The organism is Ensifer sp. Root127, from assembly GCF_001425225.1.
GTDB classification, from domain to species: Bacteria; Pseudomonadota; Alphaproteobacteria; order Rhizobiales; family Rhizobiaceae; genus Ensifer; species Ensifer canadensis.
This window is the reverse complement of sequence record NZ_LMDX01000023.1, coordinates 1-22,870: the sequence shown is the minus strand read 5'-3', so window position 1 is coordinate 22,870 and position 22,870 is coordinate 1. Positions and strand designations below refer to the sequence as shown.

Below are 22,870 nucleotides of genomic sequence, written 5' to 3'. Positions count from 1 at the left end.
TCTAATGGTCGCCGGTATACTCTGAACGGGCTCTCTACCGGGTGCGGCGCTCACTTCTAATGAAGGGCCGACGATACAGGCGACGATCGACAGATGGTTGGAACCCGCACGCGCCCTGGAACGTTTAGAGAACGAATTCAGGAGGGTGTTATGACTGTCAATCCGAAAACCGATCCTTCTTCCAACACACAGAAAGACCCCGACGATTGGGTCAGCGGCGACGAGCCGATGACCGGTGCGCAGCGGTCCTATCTGAAGACCCTGTCGGAGCAGGCGCATCAGCCCGAGGCCTATGCTGAGGATCTGACCAAGGCGGAAGCATCCAAGAAGATCGACGAACTGAAGCAGTCGCTCGATTTGGAATGAATCGCCGCGTGCGGCCACCATGCATTGAAGCCGATAGCCGAGGACGCACAGTGACATCACGAATCTCTGGAACTTTTTTCACGAGAGGCGATTTTTGCTGATTAAGCCAGCCCGGTCACGCTGCGAAACAGCCAACGTCGAGAATACGGCCATGCAACACGAAGACACCAGACAACAGTATAGCAAGGTGGTTCACGGCTGGAATCAGCGGTACGACCTGGAAGAGTTCACCCGCGCGCACCGGCTTATGCCCCTTGTCGCACGTGAACTGTTTGAGAAATTCGGACCATACAAAATCGACCTCGATCGAAAGGTCGCCGAGCTCGGAGAAGTGGGAAAATCTAATCGTGGGCACTAGTCGAGAGTTCCTCTACGCGCCCCTAGACGACCAGGCGGTCGTTCCCTCCATCTGTCGGCCGCCTGGAATAAACTTTTCTCACAGATAGCAGCTCGCTTCGCGAGCACGACGCGCTTAACTGTGGGGCGGCTGCACCCGTCAAAAAAACGGCCCCCGTAATAGAGGCCATAATCGCATTGCCAAGTCCAACTTACTACGATGTCTGCTCAGGTGGAATACCCTTCTCCACCAGCCGAGCCTTACAGAAGACCATTGCCGTGTCCCGGGCCAGCAGCCCATGCTGCCGACCGTGAGGCGATCGACCTCCACGATTTCGGGCTTGTCGCCGTGTTCCGGCAACCCAGCCAGGCGATCGCCTGTGCATTCGATCTTCGGAGCCGCCTGAATCAAATCGGCCTGAATGTGCAAGCAGCCATCCACATCGGCGAGTGCGGAAGACACCACGGCCATGCCGGCCCGGTCCTGCAGCTTGCAGCGGGACTTGCGGGCTGCGCGAGACCGGGCGATATCATCGCCTCCCACACCGTGCGCGATCTCGCCATCGGTACAAACCTCTCCTTTGATCCACGCGGGGAGCTCGACCTGCCCGGAATCCCCGGCCCATGGCGGTACTTTTCCGTTGGCCCGGTTTTGGCCATGCCCCGTACGGGAGCATCCAATGAATTACCGGAAGATAATTGACCCGATCGGGAGCACCCGGCTGCCTGCAGTTCCTTGTCGCTCCAATGGCGTGTCGATGCCGTGCCCTCCCTCAACGCATCCGGTCGCCATAGTCGTGGCGCAGCCCGCACAACCATTCGGTGAGGTGCGCGACAGTTTTTGGATCCGATTCCTGTTTCAGGGGAATGCCGCGCATGATTTCGCCAAGCGAGAAACGCACTCAGGTGATGCTGTAGCTTCGCAGGGATCAGCGCCGTCGGTGGGGTTATTTGCACACGCTATGGTTCGAAATCGGCTTCAAATGTGCAGCTTTGGTCATGTCACCCGCAATTTTATTAGTAAATGTGAAAAAAACATTGGCTTTCCGAAGCGATTAATTGACGGCTCCGACGACCCCGAAAAAAACGTGGCACCGGAGGGGGTTATCTTCGTCCCGGGATATTTGTTCTGTTACGGCCTCAGCAAAACTCCGGCTCTGGATGCGGTGCACGCAACCTATGCTTAGTGGAGGTCACGGAAGGACATGCCTAGCCTCGTTGTTGAGGAGTGAGTTATTGCTCGGCGGCTGGGCAAATACTTGAATCAACATTGGGAGACCAGCATGAAAAAGTATCTTCAAACAGTTGCTATCTGCGCCATCGTTGCGGCGGGTTACACGGCGCCAGCATTCGCTGACGGCGGCAAAATCGGCGGAGCCGGCGAAATTGGCGGCAAAAGCGACGGTGCGAGCGGAACGGGCGCTGATAGCGGCAGCGGCGGTGGTGGAGACAGCGGCAGCGGCGGTGGTGGAGACAGCGGTAGCGGCGGCGGTGGAGACAACGGCAGCAGCGGCGGTGGAGACGGCGGCAGCGGCGGCAGTGAAGGTGGCGGCGGCAGTGAAAGCGGCGGTGGCAGTGAAAGCGGCGGCGGCACTGAAAGCGGCGGCGGCAGCGAAAGCGGCGGCGGCASYGAAAGCGGCGGCGGCAGCGAAAGCGGCGGCGGCACTGAAAGCGGCGGCGGCACTGAAAGCGGCGGCGTCGTGTCAACCGCGCGTTAAGCGGGACAGTCTGCTGGTAAACAGACCGGCAGAACTCTATCCTGGCAGCGAGGGGCCTTTGCCCCTCGCTTTTTTTTCACAAGCGCCGTCAGTCGGCGAATGTCGGCTCGGCTGGCAATCTCAATTCCCAAGCTGCTCATCATCGACGAGCTTGGCTATCTTCCGTTGAAACTCAATACAACCCATCTGCTCTTCCAGCTCGTGTCCGGCGCTATGAAATGGGTGCCAATGCTCGTCACAGCCATGTCATCACGATCCGTGGCGACAGCTATAGAAAAGCGCCGCAGTGGACTCCTGCAGAGGCCAGCAACGCCTGGCAGAGATTGATCCAGCTCGCTTCAAGCAAAAGAACCTCAGAATGATGCAACGGCTGGTCAGAACATGGCGCATGGAACTGGCTGGGCTAGTCATTCTCGATGGCGGCTGGATAAGGAGTCTGCCCCTATCGTCTGCTTTGGTCGCTCGGCCTCAAACTGGCGGTCTAGGGCCTCGACGTCACCCTAGCCGTAGGGCGCTTTAACTCAATATCCACCGGAAAGAATGAGTGTCTCGCCGGTTACAAAACTGCTCGCCTCAGACGCCAGAAATAGCGCCGCACCAACCATTTCGTCAGGTCGTCCTGCCCGACCCATCCAGTTCAGCTTGCGGACGTAGTCCGCCCACGCTTCAGGATCCGAGTCACGTCTGTCCGCATTCCTGTCGGTATCGATCAAGCCCGGGGCCAGTGTGTTGAGAAGCACACCCCTGCCGGCGTAGTCTCGCGCCAGGCTCTGGACGAGATTGTGTTGAGCCGCCTTCGTGGCGGCGTAGATCGAGACGATCGCCTTTGGCCGTATCTGATTGATGCTACCGACGTTGATGACGCGACCCCAGCCGCGTTCCGCCATTGACGGAAGCACCGCTTGCAGCATGTCGACGGTCGACCGCAAATTTACATCGATCTGCAGATCAAGGTCCTCGGGTTTGACATCCTCAAAGGTGCCATTGATCTGTGCGGACGCGTTGATCACCAAAATGTCGAGGGGACCAGCCGCAGCCTCGGCGCGCTCGATGAGCATGCGTCCAGCCCGTTTGCTAGACAGATCACAGTAAACGGAGACGGCTTGTCCCCCGGCCTCCCGAATGGAACGCTCGACGTCGGCTGCTGCACCTTCCGTTTGTCCATGGACAACGACGCGGGCGCCATAGGCGGCAAACCCTTTTGCGATTGCCGCACCGATGCCGCGGCTGGAACCGGTGACGAGTGCCGTCCGCCCCTTCATCGAGAACATGTCCTGGTATGTCATCAAAGTCCTTTCATCCACCAAAGAGGTTTGCGGGTAAGCCACGCACTCCAGGCGTACATGCGAAAATGCCCCCCGATAGCGGTGCTTCGGTGAGCGTCGAAGCGGGCAGACGCGTGCGGGCGCTCGTTATGAAAAGGGTTGCTAGATCGTCGCCGCCGAAGGCGACACTCGTCGGACGCGGCACTGGCAGGTCCACGACACGATCGATCTTGCCGTCGGGATGGTAGCGCACCACGCGCCATCCGTCCCAAATCGCGCACCAGACGCCGCCCTCAGCGTCGACCGTCAGGCCATCGGGCCGGCCTTCGGATTCCGGGATTCGGGCGAACACCCGGCGATTGCCGATGAGGCCTTCCCCAATGTCGAATTCATACGCGTAGATGATGCCCGGCACTGTATCGACGAAGTAGAAGATCCGGCCGTCGGAGCTCCATGCAAGCCCGTTTGCGACTGTCAATCCGGCCGCGGCCCGGTGAACCTCTCCGCTGCCGGAAATCCGGTAGAGGTTCCCGGTCGGCCGGCTGACATCGAGGCGCATGGAGCCGACCCAAAGCCGCCCGCGCGCGTCGGTCTTTGCGTCGTTCAGGCGGTTTTCCGGCATGCCGGGCTCGGGTTCGGCAAAGAGGGTGAAGGTGCCGCGGTCGAAATCCAGAAACTCCACTCCGTCCTGGGATGCAACGACGAGCCTTCCATCGATAGCAGGCAGCACGGCGCTGACAAGTTTGGAAACGTTGCAGGTCTCGTTCTTGCCGGTCACCGGGTCGAAGCGGTGGACGGCGGGATGAAGAATATCGACCCAGTACAGCCGCTTTTCCCGCGCGATCCAGACGGGTGCCTCGCCCAGCTGAGCGCCCCACGGCAGCACGCAGTGCACAAAACTGGATGTGGACGTCCGCTCTCGCGGCCGCGGGCCCGAACTGATCGCGACAGTTCCGGCCGTTCCGGTGATGCGGCGGGCGGAGGCGATGAGCTCCCGGCCCACCGGGTGAATTCCGGAACTGTCGAGGCGCGAGGCCGGGGCGAGGACGACGAGAGCACCGATGGGTACGCCGTCCCGCCCGGCAATCGGCGCAGCAACGGAATTCACACCGACCAGATGCTCCTCGTAAGAGACGGCATATCCCCGTGCCCGCGTCAGCACCAGATCCGCCTCGAGCGACTGCGCATCGGTTATCGTTTTCGGGGTGAAGCGGTCGTAGGACAGCTGCGCCATCAGGCTGCGTGCAAACGTCGGCTCCTGGAACGCCAGGAGTGCCTTGCCCGCCGCCGAGCAATGGATCGCAACCCTGCGCCCGACTTCGATCAGGACGCCAAGTCCGCCGCTCGACCGCTCCTCCAGATAGACGACGCGCGAACCATCGAGACGGCATAGCGCGACGGTTTCTCCCAGATCGATGGACAGCCGTTGGAGCTCAGGCAGAGCGGCGCTCAACAGGTCGAACTTGTCCCAGACGCGATGGGATAGTTCGAGAAAGCGGTTGCCCAGCAGATAGGCACCGCTTTCATCATCCTGGCGAACCAGGCGATAGACCATCAGGGTTTTGAGCATACGCGCCAGGGTCGGCTTCGGGACGCCGCTCTGCCTTTGCAGATCGGCAAACCGAAGCGGCTTCGTGGCTTCCGCGATGAGGTCGAGCAGGGCGAGGCCCTTGGCGAGCGCTGCAGCGCCCGCCGGTGCCCCGCGATCCTCCAGGCCTACGCTGGCATTTTCTTCCATGCTTCTACCGCCTCATCTAGCATCCGCATGATCGGCCATTGCGGCGCGAAGCCAAGCGTGTCGCATATATGCTGGTTGGAGGTGTGATACCACACACCGGGGCCGGGCAGGTCCACGGTGACGAGTGGCAAACCGGTCCTTTGCGCCATTACCGGTAGAACGTCAGCAAAGTCAACGGGATCGCTGGAGCCGAGGTTGAACGTGCCGCCCGGCGCCTTTTCATGCGTCAACGCTAGTAGAACGCCCTGGGCCATGTCGCGCGTGTCCGTGATGTGCATGCGGAAGGGGCGCCCGTTTTCGTTCCGAGACAGGATCAATGCGGGGCGGCCGGGGTCCGCTGCCCGCAGCACCTCGACCGCCGCCCTGTTGCCGAAACCTTCCTGCTGGCGGATCTTCGGCTGCAGGAAGAAGCGCGGGCCTGAAAAGAAACTCGTCGCATCCAGGAGTTCGGAGGCGTTCTGCGTGTGCGAGAAACGCAGGATCACGGTTTCCATGGACGAGACACGACCCTGAAACCGCACCAGTTCCTCGCCGAGCAGCTTGGTCAGCCCGTAGGGCGACAACGGGTTTGTGCCATTCGCCTCGGTTATCGGCTGGAACTCCGGCTTGTTTTCCGGATAAACCTCGCCGGAACTCGCGAAAACGAACCGGCCGACCTTTTCAGCCACTGCTGCTTCCAGCACAACCCGCGTGCCCTCCACGTTGGCGCGGAACAGCTTCTCCCGGTCATCCGGCAACCACGACATGAAGGCACCGAGGTGCAATACGGCGTCCATGTCCGAGCAAGCGCGGCGCGCCGCTTCTTCGTCGTCGAAGGCTCCGACCACTTCGTCAAAGCCGTCCTGCTCGATGCCGGCGGGTCGCAGATCGAACCCCCTGACGCGATGGCCGGCGGCCAGCAAATCCCGTATGACGAACGATCCGACTCTGCCCGCCGAGCCAGTTACAAGCACTTTCATCTGTCGATTGCCTTTTCAGTTTGTGCGTCAAAGAGGTGGATGTGAGAGGGGTCGAAAGACAGCGAGAGCTCTTCGCCCTCCCGGATCGTGCCGGAATAGGGAACGCGGGCGATCAACCCCTTGCCGCGCTCGTCCTCACGGCCCTGGTGGAAGGCGTACTGGCCTGGTTCGAAGTAGACGTATTTTTCGGATCCCAGGCTTTCGACGAGCACCGGCTTCACCTGGAAGGTGACGCCGCCCTGCCCCAGCGAGAGGTGCTCGGGACGAATGCCGACAATCACCTCCCCGTCAGCGACCCCCGGCCGAGCGGCGAAGGTCTGGCCGAACAGCTCGATGTGTCCGCCCGTGATGCGAGTTCGAAGGAAATTCATGCCCGGGGAGCCGATGAAACTGGCAACGAAGAGATTTATCGGCTTCTGAAACAGCGTATCCGGATCGGCGATCTGCTGGACGAGGCCGTCGCGCATGATGACCACCCGATCCGCCATCGTCATCGCTTCGATCTGGTCATGAGTGACGTAGACGGTGGTGACCCCAATGCGCTTGTGGAGCGCGCTGATTTCGGCGCGGGTGTGAACACGCAGCTTGGCATCGAGGTTCGACAGCGGTTCATCCATCAGAAAGGCGCGGGGTTCGCGCACAATGGCGCGCCCGAGCGCCACACGCTGCCGCTGGCCGCCCGACAGGGCTTTCGGCCGGCGATCAAGCAGATGGTCGACCGCCAGAATTCGGGCTGCCGCCTGCACGCGCTTGTCGATCTCGGTCTTTGCCATGCCGCGCATCTTGAGGCCGAAGCCGATGTTCTGTCCGACGGTCAGATGCGGATAGAGCGCGTAGTTCTGGAAGACCATGGCGATATCGCGGTCGCCCGGTGCGAGATCGGTGACATCCCTGTCGCCGATCAGGATCTTGCCTCCGCTTGCAGCCTCGAGCCCCGCGAGAATCTTGAGCATAGTCGACTTGCCGCAGCCGGACGGGCCGACCAACACAACGAATTCGCCGTCCGTGATCTCGAGCGAGAATTCTTTCAATACGTTGAGCGCGCCGTAGCTCTTGTGCACGCCTTGAATGCTTATTCCAGCCATTTCACTTCTCCGCGCCGGCGGTGAGCCCACCGACTAAGTAACGTTCGAGGAATAGGTAGATGACGACGATGGGCAGGGCCACAAACACGGCGGCGGCCGAGATTTCGTTCCAATCCGTGACGTATTCGCCCTTCATCGTGGTGATGCCGAGATTGGCCGTCCAGTTGCCCTGAGCGTTGGTCAGGAACGTCCGCGCGTAGGCGTAATCCGCCCAGGAAAGAACGAAGGCATAGAGTGCCGTCGCCGCCAGGCCCGGTGTTGCCACGGGAAGCACGACCCGGAACAACGCACCGAGCGGCGAGCAGCCGTCGACCATGGCGGCCTGCTCAAGTTCGCGCGGAATGGTGTCGAAATAGCCTTTCAGCATCCATGTGGTGAAGGGGATGATGAGCGTCGAATGTGCCAGAACCAGCGACCAAAGGCTGCCGATCAGCCCCATCGACCGGAATATCCCGAACAGCGGTATCACAAGAAGCGTTGCAGGCAGCATCTTCGCCGTGAGGATGAACAAGCCGAGGGGCCGGCTGCCCTTCACGCTGAAGCGCGAAAGACTGTAGCCAGCAAAGACCGAGACGATCATCGATAGCGCTACGGAGCCGGCGGCCGCCAGCGTCGAGTTCATCAGCCACAAGAGGATCGGTCGCTCGGAGGCCACCTTGGCGAACGTGCTCCACTGCGGCTCGGCCGGCCAGAAAGACGGGGGCAACGACCGAATTTCGGAAAGCGTCGACAAGGCGGTGACGAAGAGCCAGTAGATCGGAAAAAGCAGAATCCCACAGACGGCGATTACACCGGCATAGAGAGCAAGGGATTGTAGCCCTGTGCGTTTCATGATGGCCCCCTAGTACATTGCTTGCGATTTGCGGCCGAGCATCAATAGGCTGACCACTACGCAAAGGATGAGCGTCACGATGCCGATGGCCGATGCGTAACCCATGTTGAAGAAGCCGAAGGCCTGGTCGTACGTCATGATCGACAGCGTCGTCGTGGACTTCAGGGGTCCGCCATCCGTGAGCACCTTGATGATGGAGAAATCGCGAAACACCCACAGCACGACCAGCACAAGCGTCACGCCCAGTACCGGCATGAGCACGGGGACGGTGATGTAGCGGAAGCGCTGGAAGGCGTTGGCTCCGTCGACCTTCGCGGCATTGTAGAAGTCGTCCGGTATAGACTGAAGACCGGCGAGCGTCATGATCGAGACGAACGGATAGCCCTTCCAGATCATCGTGACGGCGACGACCCAGAAGGCTGCTGTCGGATCAGAGAACCAGTTGATCATGCCGCTGGTCAGGCCGAGCTTGATGAGGAGCCAGTTCATCAGACCGAAGGAGGAATCGAAGATCCAGGAAAAGATGACGACCGCGATGACCTCGGGAACCGCCCAAGGCAAGGCGACGAAGAGCCTCGCAAGGCTGCGTCCCCTGAAGCGATTGTTGACCAGAAGGGCTGTTGCAAGCCCCACGGCAAAGCAGGCGACCGTCACCACGACAACGAGCTTGATCGTCACCCAGCAGGCTGTCCAGAACTCCGGCGATGTGAACAGCTTCTCGTAGTTCTGAAGAGTAAACGGCTTTCGCGGCGCGCTGAGCGTCGCCATCCCGACCTTCTGAAACGACAGATCCAGGGAGACGAACAGGGGATAGATGATAATCAGCGCGACCAGTGCGACGGCCGGCAGCAGTAGCAGATAGCCGAGATAATGCTGACGGCTGGGCCTTGCCAGGTCTAAGAAGCGTAGGCTCATGGCGTTGCTTTCAGGTTGGGAGCGCCAAGCGCCGTCGGGCGCCTGGACGTTCGTGTGTCTCTAGGGCGAGAGGCTCGCGCTAGTTGAGCGCTTCGGCCTTTTCCTGCATCGTCTTCGCAACGACAGCCGGATCGAGATCCTCGATGATCATCCGCTGCGCCTCTTCCTGGACCATCTTCGAAAACTCGTTGAACTGGACCTCGAGGCCCACAGGAATGCGATCGATCCGGTTCTTGGCAGCCGCCCGCTGCGATTCAAGCATGAGTTCGAAGTGTGGCAGCTTGGCTTTCGCCTCTGTCAGATCAGCATTCGGATCCGGCGGCGTCGAGGCGGCCATCGTCGCGAAACTCCCCTGGAATTTGTGCGACGTCGCTATGGCTATGAAGTCCCAGACCAGCTGCTTCTTCTCGTCCGGGATTTCGCTCGGCATCGCCAGGACGTTCGAGGAGCCGCCGAGAGGCGGATCGAAGGGCACACTGGCGAGCTTCAGTTTATCCTTCGCTGTCCCGTCCTGCATGATCTGATAGATCCAGGGGCCGTCGATCTTGAGGGCTATCTTGCCGTCCGCGAAGAGTTTGCGCACCTCGCCGGCGGAAAGGTCGCGCGGTGTCAGGTTTTCCGTCACGACCGTCTTCCAGCGCTTGAGGCCTTCGACCATCTCGGGCGTGTCGATCGTGACGTTGCCTTCGGCATCAGTGAAACGTGCGCCAGTATCGAAGAGGTAGCTCGCCATTTCCGCCAGGTACTGGCCGCTGCCGCCTCTCGTCTCGTGGCCGGTTCCGAACTGGTCGAGAATACCGTCGCCGTTGAGGTCCTTGGTGGTGGCGCGTGCAGCGGCGAGGAACTCTTCGTAGTTCTTCGGTACCGCCACGCCCGCTTGCTTGAGCATGTCTTCGTTGTATCCGAAGATAACGCCGTAATAGAGCATCATGACGCAGACGGTCGTGCCCTGGAACTGGCAGGTGTTCTGCCCGCTCCAGCCGTTCAGATCGAGTCCGGCCTTCTCGATCCAGGGGCCGAGATCCTCCAGCCAGCCGTTGTTCGCGAAGGTCTGGAACTCGAACGAGGCGAGATGGACGATGTCCGGCGGCGTTCCGCCGGCAAACAGGGTTGTCATCGTATCGGCATAGGCATTTCGCTCCACCTTCGTCCATTCGATGGTGTCACCCGGATGCTTCGCCTCCCATTCCTTGATGACCGTGCCCCACCAGTCCCCGATACCCCGTTCGTCTTTCTGCCAGGAGACGAACTTGAGCGTTTCAGCGCCGGCCGTCTGGGGCAGCGCAAATCCGGCCAGCAGGCCCGCAACGGTCGCCGCGGCGATCCGGTCCTTGATCCTCTTCATCATTCCTCCACTCCTCCGTTGTTCATTCACTGCTTCTTCAGAAGCGACAAAGCCTCTCGTGAGAGCTCCACCCCGAGGCCGGCTCCCGTCGGCAGGACGTATTCTCCCGCCACGCAATCCATGTCCGTTTCGAGCAGCCGGCGATTGGGCTCGAAGATCGAATGCTGAAATTCGTGACAATCCACCATTGCAAGCGCAGCACTCGCCTGAAGACTTGCCGCCAGGAAGATGCCGGCGCCGATGGTCGCATGCGGAATAACCTTGATGTGATGGGCCTGGGCGTATTGTCCGATGCGCATGAACTCGGTCACACCCTTGTGCCCCATCTCGGGCTGGACGATTGCCATCGCCCGGACAGCAACTCTCGGCACCATGTCATGGACCGTTCGCCATTCCTCGCCGACGGCGATGGCGCTTGCGACGGCATTTGCCACGCGCGCCAGACCATCAATGTCCTCCGTGCGAACCGGCGCCTCAGCAAACCAGAGGCCATGAGGTTCCATTGCCTTGATCAGCGCGATCGCCTCGCTGGCCGTATGCGTCCAGTGCATGTCGCAGGCGATACGCGCTGATGGCCCCAGCCGCGCTCTCAATGTCTCGATTTCGCGGGCGACGCCGTCGTCGGCCACCGGTGCTGCAAACTTGAAGGACGAAAACCCCTTCTCGCGCCAGTGAAGCGCCAGCTCGGCCCGCTTTTCGCGCGTGTCTTCCGGCAATCCGGAGACATATGCGTCGATGCGCTCGCGGCGCTGGCCGCCGAGCAGTTTGCAGAGCGGCAGTTGCGCGAGCTTGCCCGCCAGATCCCAAAGCGCGATGTCGACGGCCGCCAGCGCATCCAGGTAGAAGCCGCCGGTATAACCGCGCACCCGCATGAGGTCATAGAGGTCATCGTGAATTGCGGCAGCGTCGAAGACATCCCGGCCGATCGTGAAGTCTGCCAGGAGATCGTCGATAATCTCCATCGTCGCCTTCGGGGCGACGAGCCCGTAGGTTTCCCCCCAGCCGACTGCGCCATTCACGGTTTCGATGCGCACCAGGACGCTGCGATCGAAGACGGGATACACCGTCCTGTTGCCCTTGCGCACGAGATAGCCACGTGCGCTCGGCTCCTCTCCGCTGCGCGCCTTTCCAAGGTACGGGCGCTCGCGCGGAATGGTCAGCGTGAAGGTTTCGACAGACTTGACCCGATCGATCATGCGTTTTCTCCCTCGCCGGGACGTCCCAGCCCACATTCCGCATAGGATGCGTCGATGTCTCGAAGAGCAAGTGCGTCGATTTCAGGGGTCGGCGCGCGCACGATGCGGTTGTCGGCGACACCACGCAGCATCAGGATATGCTTGGTCAACCGCATACGGTAGACGGCCTGCAGAACAAGAAGCGGCAGCGAACGGATATAGAGGGCACGGGCTTCGCTTTTCCGGCCGTCGCGGAAAGCGCGATCGAGCGACACATGCAGGTCCGCGATTTCCAGAGCCGGCATGGCCGCACAGGCACCTCGCTCGTATTCGTCGAGAATGTAGCGGGCACCGCCCCCGCCGATGACCCCGCGCAGGTGTTCCGGCGCCTCGGCGAGGATGGCCGTGATTGCCGGACCCGCGGGCAGCGTCTCTTCCTTCACGTAACGCACCGACGGAACCGAGCGGACGACATGAACGACGGCTTCCGGCGAGAGGTCGGATCCGCGTGGCGCCGGGGCATTCTGAAGGATGATCTCAGCGTTCGGCACCTGGGCTGCGACCGCGCCGAGAAATGCCGCGACGGCCTCGGCACCCGCGCCAATCGACTTCGGCGGCTGGATCATCAGCAAATCGATTCCGAGGGCCGCCGCTTGGTGCGCATGGGCGACGACCTCCGCCACGGTGCCCCCGCTTGCGCCGGCGACGACGGGGATCCGGCCGGCGACCTCAGCCACCACGGCTGCCAGGAGGGCTACCCGCTCCTCTGCACTCAGCGCCTCGACCTCGCTTGCGAAGCCCGGAAAGACGACGCCGTCGACACCCCCCTCCAAGGCAAATCGTACAAGCCGACGCATCGCATCGAGATCGACGCCATCATCGGCGAAGGGTGTGGGCAGTACCGGCAATATTCCACTCAGTCGCATCTTTTGGTCCATATTGTGAGACTTATAATTTGCATTGTGGACCTTATGCGGAAATGTTAAGCGGTGTCAATCGGCAATGAAGTAGGAAGGAGTTTGCTGTGAGCGATCGGACATACCGGCACACGGTCGTCCTCGATTGGGGCACGACGGGATTTTCCGCCGCGCTGCTCGACGAGAGCGGCGGCGTTCGCGAGGTGAAGACGGGCGATTTGGGAATTCAATCGGTCCCGAATGGCGAGCATGAAAAGGTTCTGTCCGGTGAGCTGGCAGATTGGCGCGCGCGGTGCGGCGGACTGTCGATCATCGCGTCGGGAATGATCGGTAGTCGCAACGGATGGATCGAGATGCCCTATGTGCCGACACCGGCCAGCGCCGCGGACCTGGCTGCGGCCGCACGGACGATCGAACTGCCGCATGGCGACACACTCACCCTGCTGCCCGGCCTGACCGACCGCACGGCCCATCCCCATTCTGACGTCATGCGAGGCGAGGAGACGCAGCTGGTTGGTTTTGGACTGGAGCGCGACATCGTCGTCGTCCTGCCCGGCACACATACCAAATGGGCGGAGCTGCGCGGCGGCCAAATTCATCGGTTCCGCACCTTCGTCACGAGTGAGGTGTTCAACACGGTCGCCCACCATTCCTTTTTGATGAAAGCGGCAAAGGGAGAGGCGAGCGCGACCGGGCAGGCATTTCTTGATGGCGTGAAGCTCGCGATGGACGACAGCGGCAGGGCCGGCGGACTGCTGACCCGTCTGTTTTCATTGCGCACTGCCTGGCTTGCCGGGGAGCTGGAGCAGCAGGACATGCGCAGCCGCCTCTGGGGACTGGTCGTCGGCTGGGAATTCAGGGAAGCGCGCGAGCAGAACTGGTTTTCCCCCGGCGACCCGATCGCGGTCGTCGGTGATGACCATCTGGTCGATGTCTACGAGGTGGTTGTCGAAGCCTTCGGCGCCAGGCTCGTCTCTGCCGGCCGGGACATGGCCATCAAGGGCGCACAGGCAATCTTTCAACACGCGGCGTCTTGAGGAGTCGGATCAATGGATGACACCGTTACAATCACTTCTGGCGCCATGCGGGCGGAAATCGCGCTCCTCGGCGCGGAACTGCTGTCCTTACGTCTCGGCGGGCATGAGCTATTGTGGGAGGCAGACGCGGCCTCCTGGAGCGGCACGAGCCCGATCCTTTTCCCTGTCATCGGTCGCGTGAACGATGGGGTCGTTCGGATTGCCGGGAAGCCATATCCCATGCCGCCGCACGGTTTCGCCAGACAGGCAAAGTTTACAATCGAGAAACGGGCGTCTGACCAGGTCGTCCTCGTGAGGGCGGAGAATGACGAGAGCCTGCGATCCTATCCATTCCGCTTCGTTCTGAAGGTCACTTATTTCCTGGCGGCTGGAGGTCTTCAGATCACGTTCGACGTGATCAACACGGGAGAAGATGCACTACCATACGCAATCGGGTTCCACCCGGGTTTCCGGTGGCCCTTCGCGCAGGGTGACAAAGACGGCTACAGCCTGGCCCTGCCCACGAGGGAAAAGGTGTCTGGTTCTAGGCTGACCTCGGCCGGCTTGATGGACCCCGCTCATTACGAGGTCCCCCTAGCAGACGGTCGCCTGGCGCTCACCGAAGAGCTTTTTTATGCTGGGGCCCTGTGCCTGCTCGATCTGGATTGCACATCGGCCTCCTATGTTTCGCCCGTTGGATCATCCATCGAACTTTCCTGGCAAAACTTCTCGCATCTGGCCCTCTGGGCCAAGACCGATGCGCCGTTTCTCTGCATCCAACCCTGGACTGGCTACAGCGACCCGCTCGGATTCGACAAGGACATGTTCGAGAAACCAGCGATGCATTTGCTGGAGCCCGCGGCACAACGGCAGCACGGCATCAGCGTCCAATTTTCATCGTGATCAAGCGGTCCCGAAAGGGCCTTTTGCAACGTCTCAGCGGGGAGGCAGTGACATGGCTGACCGTGCCCTGAATTTCATCGGGGTCGAACATGACGAGTTCGGCGCGATGAATCGGCTGCTGTCGTGACGGTGAAAAGACACTGGGTAGAAGAGATCGTCACAAACTGCATCAAGTTAACGAGGTGAGTGCGCACGGCAACCTTCGCTAGCGTTCATGCCCATAAACGTTCGATCCTCACCAGAACCTAGAGCAACAGCATTTTTTTCAGGATCGAAAGAACATCCTTCAGGGGCAACCGGGTCGCTCCCTCGATGGCGAATGGCAGGAGTGCCGCCGCACCGACCGGTAAAACCGCCTTACGGCTAAGAAGCACTGTCGAAAGCTTTTTCGCCAACTCGTGGTGCTTGGAGGGATCGGCGATGTCTTCCTTTCTCTCCGATCTCTCATCGCAGTGGGCAGCCACATTACGGCCAAGAACCTTGCGTTCGGCAAGCCGCTGATAATGGGTAGCTTGCACGGAGAGCGCGAGAATCGTGGCGGCCTTCAGGTCGGCAAGGGGTTTCCAGAAAGCAGAAAGTGAGTAGGCAAACAATGCAAGCACCAGCACCAGCCATACGGCCATGGTAGCGGTAAGGCTGGCCGCATTGAGGGTTTCCATATCGAAATGCCTGCCGAGGGTTACCGCCACAGGTGCGCTGACACCGAAAATATACATCATATAGGCATTGGGATATTCGGAGATGAAGGCGAGCCCGCCCTGTCCGTCGGGATGTGTTGCGACCAGCTTCAGTTCCAGCCTCGCCAGCTTCCTAAGCAATTGCGACCAGACGAAGTGACGCCACAGCCCACGCAGCATCAGGAACCAGAAAAGAGGCACGCTTACCGCCACGGACCACCAGCCCGCCAAGCTAATGGCACTACCGTTCGGCGCAAGCTCGACGGCCCAGGACGTCAACGGAGCATGATGGAGAAGTGCGCAGTAGAACAGTCCGCCAAAGACCGCCAACGCCACGCATATGATCTCGGCCAATCCGGAATCGCGCTGTTTGAGCGCCACAAGGACCGCCTCCGCGGCGCTCTGCATCGAAACGGGCGCAATGATCGGTGCTCTAAGGAAATGCTGGAGCTTGGTGCGTAGACCGTCTTCGACCTGTCGCTCGGCAAGAACGAACGTCCCGATAGCGACGAAAAAAGTGGCCCAAACGCCGAGATCTCGGAGATAAGCTCCTGCATCGCTGACTGACAGGCTACCGGGCAAAGCCAAAAAGAACGGAATTGCCCAAGCAATCGCGATGAAAAACACCGCACGGCGACCCGCGTTGAGCGCGAGTGTGTGCAGCAGCTTCAACCGACGTTGAAGCTCGTAGAAAGGTCCGCCATGCGACGCGAGGAAATCCCAGGGCGTCTGGTCGGCTTCGGAACCTGTAGCTTGAGAGGATTGCGGATCGTCCGCATAAATATCGCCACGGTTAGTAGCATCTGCGCGCGCGGGCGCTGCTTGTTCCACGTCTTTTGACGTTTTGTTTATCGACGCATGAGGCATAGGCTGTCGTACTCCCGATTTCCTTGCCGAGAGCCCGCTCGACATCAAATGATGGTATGAAGCCATCAGTTCTGCCGCAGGCCGGACTCAGCCCTTTTGCTTGGGCAAGGTCGTGTCATTGAATCTGCGGCCCGCCACAGCACCGAGACCGTTCCACTGACGACCGCGAACCAGCGAAATCCGTGGCGGGGTTGGCTGGCAGACGTTTCGGCCTTGCACAGTTCCGGCGTCGCGTTCCGACGGGATCGAGACCGCGACTTCCGCGAAGGAGAGTTCCTGATTGCGCTCGCGTTTGAACAAGGTTGCCGGATCCCCGGACGGCTGATGCGTCGTCGGCAAAAGTATGTCGACCTGCGTTGTCTTTGGTGTTGATGCCGCCAGAGCGACGGGTTCCATCATCCCGACCGGATGACCGACATGCGTTCTCGCACGCAGACGTCGTTGCGTTGCGACTAGAAATGGAAAACCAACCCCAGCATCGGGCCTTTCTGCACAACGTCATAGTCAAAGCCGCCGGAGCTGTAATCGACACCCATCGCGCGATATCCAGCCACTGCCGAAATGCTATCCTTGATTTGGTAGCCGATGGCACCTGCGACATCCCAATCAAGATCGGCTTGCCCGGCGCCGACATTCCCCCAACCCGTGAGGTAGAATTGATCCGTGAGGAAATACGTTCCACGGAAACCTGCGACGGCGTCGAGCCAGGTAGCGCTGTCTTCGCGGCTTATGCCATCTAGGAGGCCGCCGCTGAAAGATACCTTGGTGCTCGCGTACCAGAGGCGCGCCCCGGCAATCACGTCCAGATGGTCCCGGCCATTCGTCAGCAGGCTGTAGCCGCCTCCAACCAGACCCGAAAACGTCTCGGACGTCACACTGATCTTGTTCGTCAAAACCCTGGCGGGGCTGTGGCCACTTACAGAAAGCTTTGTGTAGATTACGTCGCTGAAAACGCTGAAACGGTCATATCTACCCTCTGCCACGCCCATAAATGCGAAATCCAGATCCTTGAGTATATCGCCGAAGTCGGACTTCAAGCTCGCCGGCGGATGGCCAAACTGCCCGACGGTGCCGTCGATGCCAGCAGCCCAGAAATACGGGCTGGCATTTAACTGCCAGCCAGACGAGGTCTCGCTGCCGGCTTCGGGTTGGAATGGCAGAAACTGCTTATCCGCAGCCTTCGCCGAAAGCGAAAGCGTCAAAACCGATGCGAATGCAGTTGAGCATACTGAAAAAAACTTCATTTTCCCCTCGATAACGGCTTCCGTTTCAGAAAAGGCCGCGCAGCGAATGGCACTCCGGATACGCGTGCGGGCGAAATCAGATCCGCCCGCCCGCATGAGCCGTCTTACGGCAAGGGTTGTGGCTGCGGGAAACTCCATTCGCCGCTCAATATCTCGGCACGCGGCTGATAGAGCCTCACCGTATAATTCCAGCCAGGCACGGTCGGCAGGCAGTTGACGATGTTGCCGTCGCAGCCGCCGAACTGGATGGTGATCGAGCCATCGTCGCTCTTCTTTGCCGTCAGGTTGTTCAGCGAATAGGCGTTGTATGGGTTCTTCTCGAAGTAGCCCTCGGCGTTGTAGACGCTGACCGACCAGAAACTATCGACCGGAACGTCTCCAACCTTGAGCGTATAGACGGTAGCTCCATCGTTCTTGGGCGCGTCCCCGCTGAGGTAGGTCGCATCTTTGGCGGGATTTCCGCCCCAGCCGGTCGCGGTGCCGATCAGGTGCCGGATCGGATCGACGGCTTCCTTTGTGCCGAAGGCGTTGTTGTAGTCGGGGATCGTCGAACCGAGGACGAGCAGGGCTTCGCGTATCTTCGTCTGGCTCGCTTGATCCCAGTTCGGCACCTCGAAATTTCCGGCGCCTGCCAAGCTGACCTTGATCGCGTCCTGAAGCTCATGAACCTGGTCTACGTCCTTCGGATCGGCAGGATCGACCAGCGTGCGAATCGCGACAAACACGTAACGCGTGCCGACATTCTCCTTCGTCAGCGTATAGCTGCCGGCGCCGTAGAAGACCGACGGCACATAGTGGTCCTCGCTGACTACCTGCATCGACATGAAGCGCTGGCCCGCATCGGGTAGCGTGACCGTGACGGGGCCGGCGTCGAGATCGAAAACCGCCTCCGAATAGAGCGTGTCACGATTCATGCGGATGACGTTCTGGTTGTCGATGGAGACCGGTTCGCGGCTATGGACGAACTGGCCGAAGCCGCCGTCCTTCACCGTCTTGCCTATGTACAAGTCGGACTCGGCGCGGACGAAATTCTCGACGCCGACGGGGGTTGCGGTGGTGGAGGGGGTCTGTGCGTTCGCACTCCCAAGCGTCGCCACAGACGCGGCGACAACGCAGATTACAGGCAAATACGGCATAAAATCTCCTCGATAATGCAATAGGTTACTTAAATCCCTAGCTTTGGGATTTTCTGTCGGTTGGCTTTCCAGATCCCCGCCGCGCACTTTGCTGCATCCTCCGAAAATTCGGACGTCCGCCGGCGAGGGAATGTTTACCGGTGAAATAGGAGACGCGTGTACGTCCTGGTGATTGTGGCACTTCGCTTGCCGTCCGCATCGAAGTATCTGTCTTCGCGGCATAGCCGCTCTTTGACGTCGCGGAAGATGCCATTGGCGAAAGTGAACTCCGCTTGGTCGAAATCACCCTGTGAAAACCGTTTGATTGCAGCCTTCTTACCAAGGTGCTTTTGCGTCAACCGGCGCGAAACACCCGTATTGTCGGCGCACATGTAGCGGTCACAGAGCACGCCTTTCTCCGGTGAGCGTAGCCCGCCCGCAGAAGAGGGTTTCCAAACGCTGCAGCCAGGAGGAGGCAGGAGGCGCTTTCTCGCTCGCATGGGGGACCACCGTGTCGCGGTTGTTTGCTGAGGGCAGAGCCGGACGCTAGATCAACCGGCTCGTGGAATACTTGAAAATTGTACAGAAGCCCGAGAATATTATCGTGCCGACAGAGCGGCTTCTTCCGCAACGCAGCTTGATGCCTCGGCCGCCCCCGCAGTCTTCAATTCGTCGCGTGCCGCCGCGACATCCGAGAGGAACTCTGCATTGTTATGCAGTTTTGCGACCGTCGCCGCACCCATAATGCGTCCCGCATCGACGTCGCTCTGCCAATGTGCATCACAAATTACGCGGCTCTGGCCGAATTCTATGCCGCGTTTCATCAGGAAATCGGCGCGTTCCGGGCTGATTTCGCTCAACACCAGCGCCCAGGCCCAGCCAGCCGCGGTATGGCCTGAAGGATACGAGCCGTCGGTTCGCAGCAGCGGCTCCTGATCGGGATAGCAGGTGCCTTCGTTATGGACCACGAAAGGACGAGTGCGATTGTAGGTGTTCTTCACGCCATACGTCGACAGGCCTGCATCAGTCAGGACCTTCTGCATCAAGCGATATAGGTGAGGGGTCTTTTCTTCATCAATATCGACGCCCATTGCGCAGGAGAAGTTTTTCGCCGGCTGCGGGAATTGCAGATCAGCGTCTGCGCGCGCCAGATCCCAGCGCGGCGTACCGCGCAGAGGTATGGTTGCGGCTCTCAACTCTTCGTCACGCGCAAGCGTCGCAGTACCGTCGGCCGGCGGCGGGGCAAGCAGCACAAGGCTATCGGGCAGATCCTTTTGCTTGAGATAGCCCGAAGCCAACTGGAAATGTGGATCCGTAATCTCTGGCTTTGCGGCGGTTTCTGCCGCGGCCGGTTCTATGCCTTGGCCGGCAAGTGCGATGACCGAGCACAAGGCCAATTGATAGATCTTCGATAGCATGCAAGAGCTCCTGGATATGCGATCTCGAGACGACCACATACGCGTGGCCGAACAATTCGATGGGGATGTGGGCAGGCATCAGCCGTAAACACGTAGAGAAGCCGGCTTACCCCTGATCGTCGCGGCCTCTTTCTTCTCGCCATAAAGTTGATACAGAGCTTTTGAACGGCACATTGTGTCGAACCGCACAATCTGGAGAAGAAAATGGCGCGTATGTCACGGGCGCATGCGGAACGCATCATGTGCGAGGCTGGGTGGCTGGCTCAAATGCCTGAAGCCTTCAGGGTACGCTTGCTGCAAAATGCGCTACTTCTGAAATTTGACGCAGGTCAGGTCATATTCCGTCCGGGCGACCCGGCCGGGGGCATTTATGGTCTTGTTTCAGGGACTGTGACCGTGGACACCGCGCCTCTCGACTCAACGCCGCGCCTGATCCACATCGCCGTACCCGGCGGATGGACCGGCGAAGACAGCTTCATGACCGGCAAGCCAAGACGGATCGAGCTGTTCGCGCGGAGCGAAACCTGGGTGATGCACGTCCCGCTGGAGACGATGGAGCAGATGGCCGCATCTGACCCGAACAACATTCGGGCTTTCGGCGTTATTTCTATCTTGGCGGCGGATAAACTACTTAGAATCGTACATGATCTGCAGAAGAAGAGTGTCAGCTCAAGAATTGCGTCAGTTCTGCATCGCATGTCCTGGTCGACAGATGCTCCTATTTCCGTTTCCCAGGAAAATCTCGGTATCTTGACGAACACATCCCGCAAGCAAGTCAACAGCGCCATCCAACGTTTCGTCGAGGCCGGTTGGATTGAAACCGGTTATCGCTCAATAATCGTTACCAACCCGTCGGCTTTGCGGCGGCATGCTGAACAGGATGTGGCAGACTGATATGTTTCAGCGACCAGAGAGCCCTGTTGTAAAGAACGAAATGGGTGCGGAATGGGATCTTTTGTGTTCACGACTACGTCAATGCGCGCGAGTCCGCCTGGATGCTTCGCAGAGATCGTGCGATACGCGAGCTGCTGACATGATCCAGGCGACGCTGCTCAATGGGAGCAATCCGCCGCGCTAAATCACGAGAGCGGCACTTTGGGTTCGAGTGGTGGCGCTATTTACCCCGCGCATATCTGGCCGAAAAAGCTAGTCGGCTTCGAGCCACCAACAAGAATGAGCGTACGAAGCGCCAGCAGCGCAGCTGACAGAGCCCGTTCGCGCGCGGTTTGACCGGTTAAAAAGCCTCGTCTCGGAGGATCAGCATCGCGACGGCAAACGGCCGAGATCCGGGAAGCCTAGGCCCGGCAAGCCGCTCCAATTGAAAAGCGCCCTGCCCTCACCTGCCCGACCGGACCAGCAAACCTGCGTATCGATGATACCGTCTCTGGCGGCCGTTGGATCCTCATTGAGACGATGCAGGGCGCATGCGTGGATGCCGCTCAATCTCTTGGTTTGGAAAAGCGAACGCCGACGCCACCACCATTTTCTGGGATGAACTCGATGCCGGCTTTTTCAAAAGCAGCTTGCACGACGTCCATGGTTGAATCTCGAAGCCGCTCGCCTCGTTCCAGTCGGGCGATGGTGTCAGGTGACACGCCGGCATTTTTTGCCAGATCCCGAGTGCCCCAGCCCAGCGCCACACGCGCCATTTTACACTGAATTGGCGTCATTTCGTAACACCGATACGATTTTGTATTGAAGAGAATGGCATTGGCAGCTATCGTATCCACGTTACGAATTTAAACTCGGCGCCGCTCCCCAAGCGGCCAAGACCAAAATCTAGTTTCAGAGAGCTTGGATCATGGCTGATTCTGAGAATAGCAGAACTTTGCCTGCAATCACCCGTAGAGAAGAAAATTTTGAGAACGGCGCGATCGAAAAGCTACCGTACGTGNGCGGTCGCCGGGTTGCCTTTGCTAGCTGGAGCTCGGATCATGGCTGATTCTGAGAATAGCAGAACTTTGCCTGCAATCACCCGTAGAGAAGAAAATTTTGAGAACGGCGCGATCGAAAAGCTACCGTACGTGATCGACCGCCGAAACCTTCTGCCSGTCGCGGCGCGCTTTCTGAGCGCCCGTATTGCCGATCCGAACGGCCCGCGAAGAGCGAGCGGCCCAACGCCTGTCCGCGAAATGTGGCCACGATGGTATGCCCGTCATAAGCAACTGTTGGAGGCGACGCGCTTCAGACAAAAGCTAGAAGCAGAAATGCTGGAGCAGGCCGGCGGTTTTCCGGTTGCCGAACTGCAGATTGTTGGAAGCGACCAGCCGGTGGTGGTGCACTCTTTCGCCGAGCTCAATCGCCTGACCCAGGTGGATGCCGACCAACTGTCTCGGTCAAGGACTGAACTTCGTCAGCGCCGGAAACAATGGAAAAAGRCCGACAAGCACCTGGGCTACAGCGACGCTGTTACCCTGGAACAGGAGCTCGCGCGACATCTCGGAATATTGGGCCGTGTCATGTGGATCACGAGGCCGTCCTGCCTGATCGAAATCACCGCGAAGTTCCATTGCCTGATCGTGACACACGATCCGGGCTTAAAGCTCGAAGAGGCACCCTGGCCAGAGCTGCGGACCATGCTGAGGGATCTTATGCGCATGGAAGAACGGGCCGGCGAGACACGGGCTTGTCGCTCGAGCCTGGAGGCAAGCTGAATGGACCTGGCCTATCCTGATCAATCAGCAAAGGTTCGAGACATTCTGGCCTTGGCGACGCAGTACCGAGACGCGGCCGTCACGCTTGGTGAGGGCGTGTCCAAGTCCGGCCACCCGCCGCGACGCCTTCTCGCTCTCCATTCCATTGAGCTCCATCTGAATGCTCTCCTGCTTGCCAAGGGCCTCGATCGCGACACCGTAAATGGCTTGCAGCTCGATCTTGGCGAGCGGACACGAAGAGCAGTAGACGCCGGCCTCGTTCTGCGCAGGCGCACGGCGGAGCACCTGGCCAGTCTCTCCTCAAACAGAGAGTATCTCGTCATCC

22 protein-coding genes and 3 pseudogenes are annotated in these 22,870 nt (G+C 59.9%); 8 read left to right on the top strand and 17 right to left on the bottom strand.

Going from position 1 to position 22,870, the window contains the following annotated elements:
- The first annotated feature begins 150 nt into the window (after positions 1–150).
- Positions 151–366 (top strand): DUF3072 domain-containing protein, encoded by a 216-nt coding sequence (locus ASD03_RS22370; protein WP_057206695.1) that lies wholly within the window; start codon positions 151–153, stop codon positions 364–366.
- Between the two features lie 115 nt (positions 367–481).
- Here ASD03_RS22370 and ASD03_RS39245 read toward each other — a convergent pair whose 3' ends face one another.
- Both ASD03_RS39245 and ASD03_RS40730 read right to left on the bottom strand, forming a co-directional pair.
- Entirely contained in the window at positions 482–721 is a 240-nt protein-coding gene (locus tag ASD03_RS39245; RefSeq protein ID WP_156408047.1) for a hypothetical protein, read from the bottom strand.
- A gap of 760 nt (positions 722–1,481) precedes the next feature.
- Positions 1,482–1,595 (bottom strand): annotated as a pseudogene (locus tag ASD03_RS40730) (type II toxin-antitoxin system VapC family toxin); the annotation flags it as partial.
- 390 nt (positions 1,596–1,985) lie between these two features.
- Between ASD03_RS40730 and ASD03_RS22355 the strand changes: the two are divergent.
- Both ASD03_RS22355 and ASD03_RS38070 read left to right on the top strand, forming a co-directional pair.
- Positions 1,986–2,420 carry a hypothetical protein gene (locus tag ASD03_RS22355; protein ID WP_057216419.1) on the top strand — a complete coding sequence of 145 codons (435 nt, stop codon included), beginning with the start codon at positions 1,986–1,988 and terminating at the stop codon, positions 2,418–2,420.
- 108 nt (positions 2,421–2,528) lie between these two features.
- Positions 2,529–2,747: pseudogene (locus ASD03_RS38070) on the top strand (ATP-binding protein); the annotation flags it as partial.
- Between the two features lie 194 nt (positions 2,748–2,941).
- Here ASD03_RS38070 and ASD03_RS22350 read toward each other — a convergent pair.
- The 9 genes from ASD03_RS22350 to ASD03_RS22310 form a co-directional block, all read right to left on the bottom strand.
- Complete coding sequence (locus ASD03_RS22350) at positions 2,942–3,706, bottom strand: SDR family oxidoreductase (protein WP_082523524.1); 765 nt, start codon at positions 3,704–3,706, stop codon at positions 2,942–2,944.
- Between the two features lie 10 nt (positions 3,707–3,716).
- Positions 3,717–5,423, bottom strand: coding sequence for an SMP-30/gluconolactonase/LRE family protein (locus ASD03_RS22345; RefSeq protein ID WP_057216416.1), 1,707 nt, complete (start codon positions 5,421–5,423; stop codon positions 3,717–3,719).
- A complete protein-coding gene (locus ASD03_RS22340) occupies positions 5,402–6,382 on the bottom strand; it encodes an NAD(P)-dependent oxidoreductase (protein ID WP_057206683.1) in 981 nt (326 codons plus the stop codon). The genes ASD03_RS22345 and ASD03_RS22340 overlap by 22 nt, the downstream gene beginning before the upstream one ends.
- On the bottom strand, positions 6,379–7,467 hold the full coding sequence (locus tag ASD03_RS22335; protein WP_057206681.1) for an ABC transporter ATP-binding protein: 1,089 nt from the start codon (positions 7,465–7,467) through the stop codon (positions 6,379–6,381). The genes ASD03_RS22340 and ASD03_RS22335 overlap by 4 nt, the downstream gene beginning before the upstream one ends.
- Before the next feature lies 1 nt (position 7,468).
- Positions 7,469–8,299, bottom strand: a complete 831-nt coding sequence (locus ASD03_RS22330; protein WP_057206679.1) for a carbohydrate ABC transporter permease — start codon at positions 8,297–8,299, stop codon at positions 7,469–7,471.
- A gap of 9 nt (positions 8,300–8,308) precedes the next feature.
- Positions 8,309–9,214, bottom strand: coding sequence for a sugar ABC transporter permease (locus tag ASD03_RS22325; RefSeq protein ID WP_025430908.1), 906 nt, complete (start codon positions 9,212–9,214; stop codon positions 8,309–8,311).
- Positions 9,215–9,293: 79 nt separating this feature from the next.
- Complete coding sequence (locus ASD03_RS22320; RefSeq protein WP_057207301.1) at positions 9,294–10,559, bottom strand: sugar ABC transporter substrate-binding protein; 1,266 nt, start codon at positions 10,557–10,559, stop codon at positions 9,294–9,296.
- 26 nt (positions 10,560–10,585) lie between these two features.
- The gene (locus ASD03_RS22315; RefSeq protein WP_057206677.1) at positions 10,586–11,755 is read right to left on the bottom strand and encodes a mandelate racemase/muconate lactonizing enzyme family protein; all 1,170 of its coding nucleotides are present in this window, start codon (positions 11,753–11,755) and stop codon (positions 10,586–10,588) included.
- Positions 11,752–12,672 (bottom strand): dihydrodipicolinate synthase family protein, encoded by a 921-nt coding sequence (locus ASD03_RS22310; protein ID WP_057206676.1) that lies wholly within the window; start codon positions 12,670–12,672, stop codon positions 11,752–11,754. The genes ASD03_RS22315 and ASD03_RS22310 overlap by 4 nt, the downstream gene beginning before the upstream one ends.
- An 86-nt stretch (positions 12,673–12,758) precedes the next feature.
- Between ASD03_RS22310 and ASD03_RS22305 the strand changes: the two genes are divergently transcribed.
- Entirely contained in the window at positions 12,759–13,688 is a 930-nt protein-coding gene (locus ASD03_RS22305) for a 2-dehydro-3-deoxygalactonokinase (RefSeq protein WP_057206674.1), read from the top strand.
- 12 nt (positions 13,689–13,700) lie between these two features.
- Positions 13,701–14,570, top strand: coding sequence for an aldose 1-epimerase family protein (locus tag ASD03_RS22300; protein WP_057216413.1), 870 nt, complete (start codon positions 13,701–13,703; stop codon positions 14,568–14,570).
- Positions 14,571–14,815: 245 nt separating this feature from the next.
- On the opposite strand, the gene ASD03_RS22295 is transcribed toward ASD03_RS22300, so the two are convergent.
- From ASD03_RS22295 to ASD03_RS22270, 5 genes and pseudogenes are all read right to left on the bottom strand, one after another.
- Positions 14,816–16,114, bottom strand: coding sequence for a hypothetical protein (locus ASD03_RS22295; RefSeq protein ID WP_156408046.1), 1,299 nt, complete (start codon positions 16,112–16,114; stop codon positions 14,816–14,818).
- Positions 16,115–16,277: 163 nt separating this feature from the next.
- A pseudogene (locus tag ASD03_RS40725) lies at positions 16,278–16,513 on the bottom strand (esterase); the annotation flags it as partial.
- A 53-nt stretch (positions 16,514–16,566) separates the two neighbouring features.
- Positions 16,567–17,496, bottom strand: a complete 930-nt coding sequence (locus ASD03_RS22285; RefSeq protein WP_156408045.1) for a hypothetical protein — start codon at positions 17,494–17,496, stop codon at positions 16,567–16,569.
- A complete protein-coding gene (locus ASD03_RS22280) occupies positions 17,463–18,494 on the bottom strand; it encodes a DUF1254 domain-containing protein (protein ID WP_057216407.1) in 1,032 nt (343 codons plus the stop codon). Before ASD03_RS22280 ends, ASD03_RS22285 begins: the two co-directional genes overlap by 34 nt.
- Positions 18,495–19,072: 578 nt before the next feature.
- On the bottom strand, positions 19,073–19,771 hold the full coding sequence (locus tag ASD03_RS22270; protein WP_225906363.1) for a phosphatase PAP2 family protein: 699 nt from the start codon (positions 19,769–19,771) through the stop codon (positions 19,073–19,075).
- Positions 19,772–20,095: 324 nt separating this feature from the next.
- Between ASD03_RS22270 and ASD03_RS22265 the strand changes: the two genes are divergently transcribed.
- Positions 20,096–20,785, top strand: a complete 690-nt coding sequence (locus ASD03_RS22265) for a Crp/Fnr family transcriptional regulator (RefSeq protein ID WP_057206664.1) — start codon at positions 20,096–20,098, stop codon at positions 20,783–20,785.
- Between the two features lie 545 nt (positions 20,786–21,330).
- Here ASD03_RS22265 and ASD03_RS22260 read toward each other — a convergent pair.
- Positions 21,331–21,561: a helix-turn-helix transcriptional regulator gene (locus ASD03_RS22260; protein WP_200957348.1), complete on the bottom strand. Its 231-nt coding sequence runs from the start codon at positions 21,559–21,561 to the stop codon at positions 21,331–21,333.
- A gap of 225 nt (positions 21,562–21,786) precedes the next feature.
- Between ASD03_RS22260 and ASD03_RS22255 the strand changes: the two genes are divergently transcribed.
- Positions 21,787–22,545 (top strand): hypothetical protein (locus ASD03_RS22255; protein WP_244494683.1); only part of this gene is annotated, 759 nt, incomplete at its 5' end.
- Positions 22,546–22,870, top strand: a 325-nt coding sequence (locus ASD03_RS40160; protein ID WP_210177771.1) for a hypothetical protein, incomplete at its 3' end; no start/stop codon positions are given.

Bases quoted from the DNA above. Each gene is read 5' to 3' on its own strand.
- ASD03_RS22370 (WP_057206695.1), top strand. From the start codon at position 151: ATGACTGTCAATCCGAAAACCGATCCTTCTTCCAACACACAGAAAGAC.
- ASD03_RS22350 (WP_082523524.1), bottom strand. From the start codon at position 3,706: ATGACATACCAGGACATGTTCTCGATGAAGGGGCGGACGGCACTCGTC.
- ASD03_RS22345 (WP_057216416.1), bottom strand. From the start codon at position 5,423: ATGGAAGAAAATGCCAGCGTAGGCCTGGAGGATCGCGGGGCACCGGCG.
- ASD03_RS22340 (WP_057206683.1), bottom strand. From the start codon at position 6,382: ATGAAAGTGCTTGTAACTGGCTCGGCGGGCAGAGTCGGATCGTTCGTC.
- ASD03_RS22335 (WP_057206681.1), bottom strand. From the start codon at position 7,467: ATGGCTGGAATAAGCATTCAAGGCGTGCACAAGAGCTACGGCGCGCTC.
- ASD03_RS22330 (WP_057206679.1), bottom strand. From the start codon at position 8,299: ATGAAACGCACAGGGCTACAATCCCTTGCTCTCTATGCCGGTGTAATC.
- ASD03_RS22325 (WP_025430908.1), bottom strand. From the start codon at position 9,214: ATGAGCCTACGCTTCTTAGACCTGGCAAGGCCCAGCCGTCAGCATTAT.
- ASD03_RS22320 (WP_057207301.1), bottom strand. From the start codon at position 10,559: ATGAAGAGGATCAAGGACCGGATCGCCGCGGCGACCGTTGCGGGCCTG.
- ASD03_RS22315 (WP_057206677.1), bottom strand. From the start codon at position 11,755: ATGATCGATCGGGTCAAGTCTGTCGAAACCTTCACGCTGACCATTCCG.
- ASD03_RS22310 (WP_057206676.1), bottom strand. From the start codon at position 12,672: ATGGACCAAAAGATGCGACTGAGTGGAATATTGCCGGTACTGCCCACA.
- ASD03_RS22300 (WP_057216413.1), top strand. From the start codon at position 13,701: ATGGATGACACCGTTACAATCACTTCTGGCGCCATGCGGGCGGAAATC.
- ASD03_RS22295 (WP_156408046.1), bottom strand. From the start codon at position 16,114: ATGCCTCATGCGTCGATAAACAAAACGTCAAAAGACGTGGAACAAGCA.
- ASD03_RS22285 (WP_156408045.1), bottom strand. From the start codon at position 17,496: ATGGAGTTTCCCGCAGCCACAACCCTTGCCGTAAGACGGCTCATGCGG.
- ASD03_RS22280 (WP_057216407.1), bottom strand. From the start codon at position 18,494: ATGCCGTATTTGCCTGTAATCTGCGTTGTCGCCGCGTCTGTGGCGACG.
- ASD03_RS22265 (WP_057206664.1), top strand. From the start codon at position 20,096: ATGGCGCGTATGTCACGGGCGCATGCGGAACGCATCATGTGCGAGGCT.
- ASD03_RS22260 (WP_200957348.1), bottom strand. From the start codon at position 21,561: ATGACGCCAATTCAGTGTAAAATGGCGCGTGTGGCGCTGGGCTGGGGC.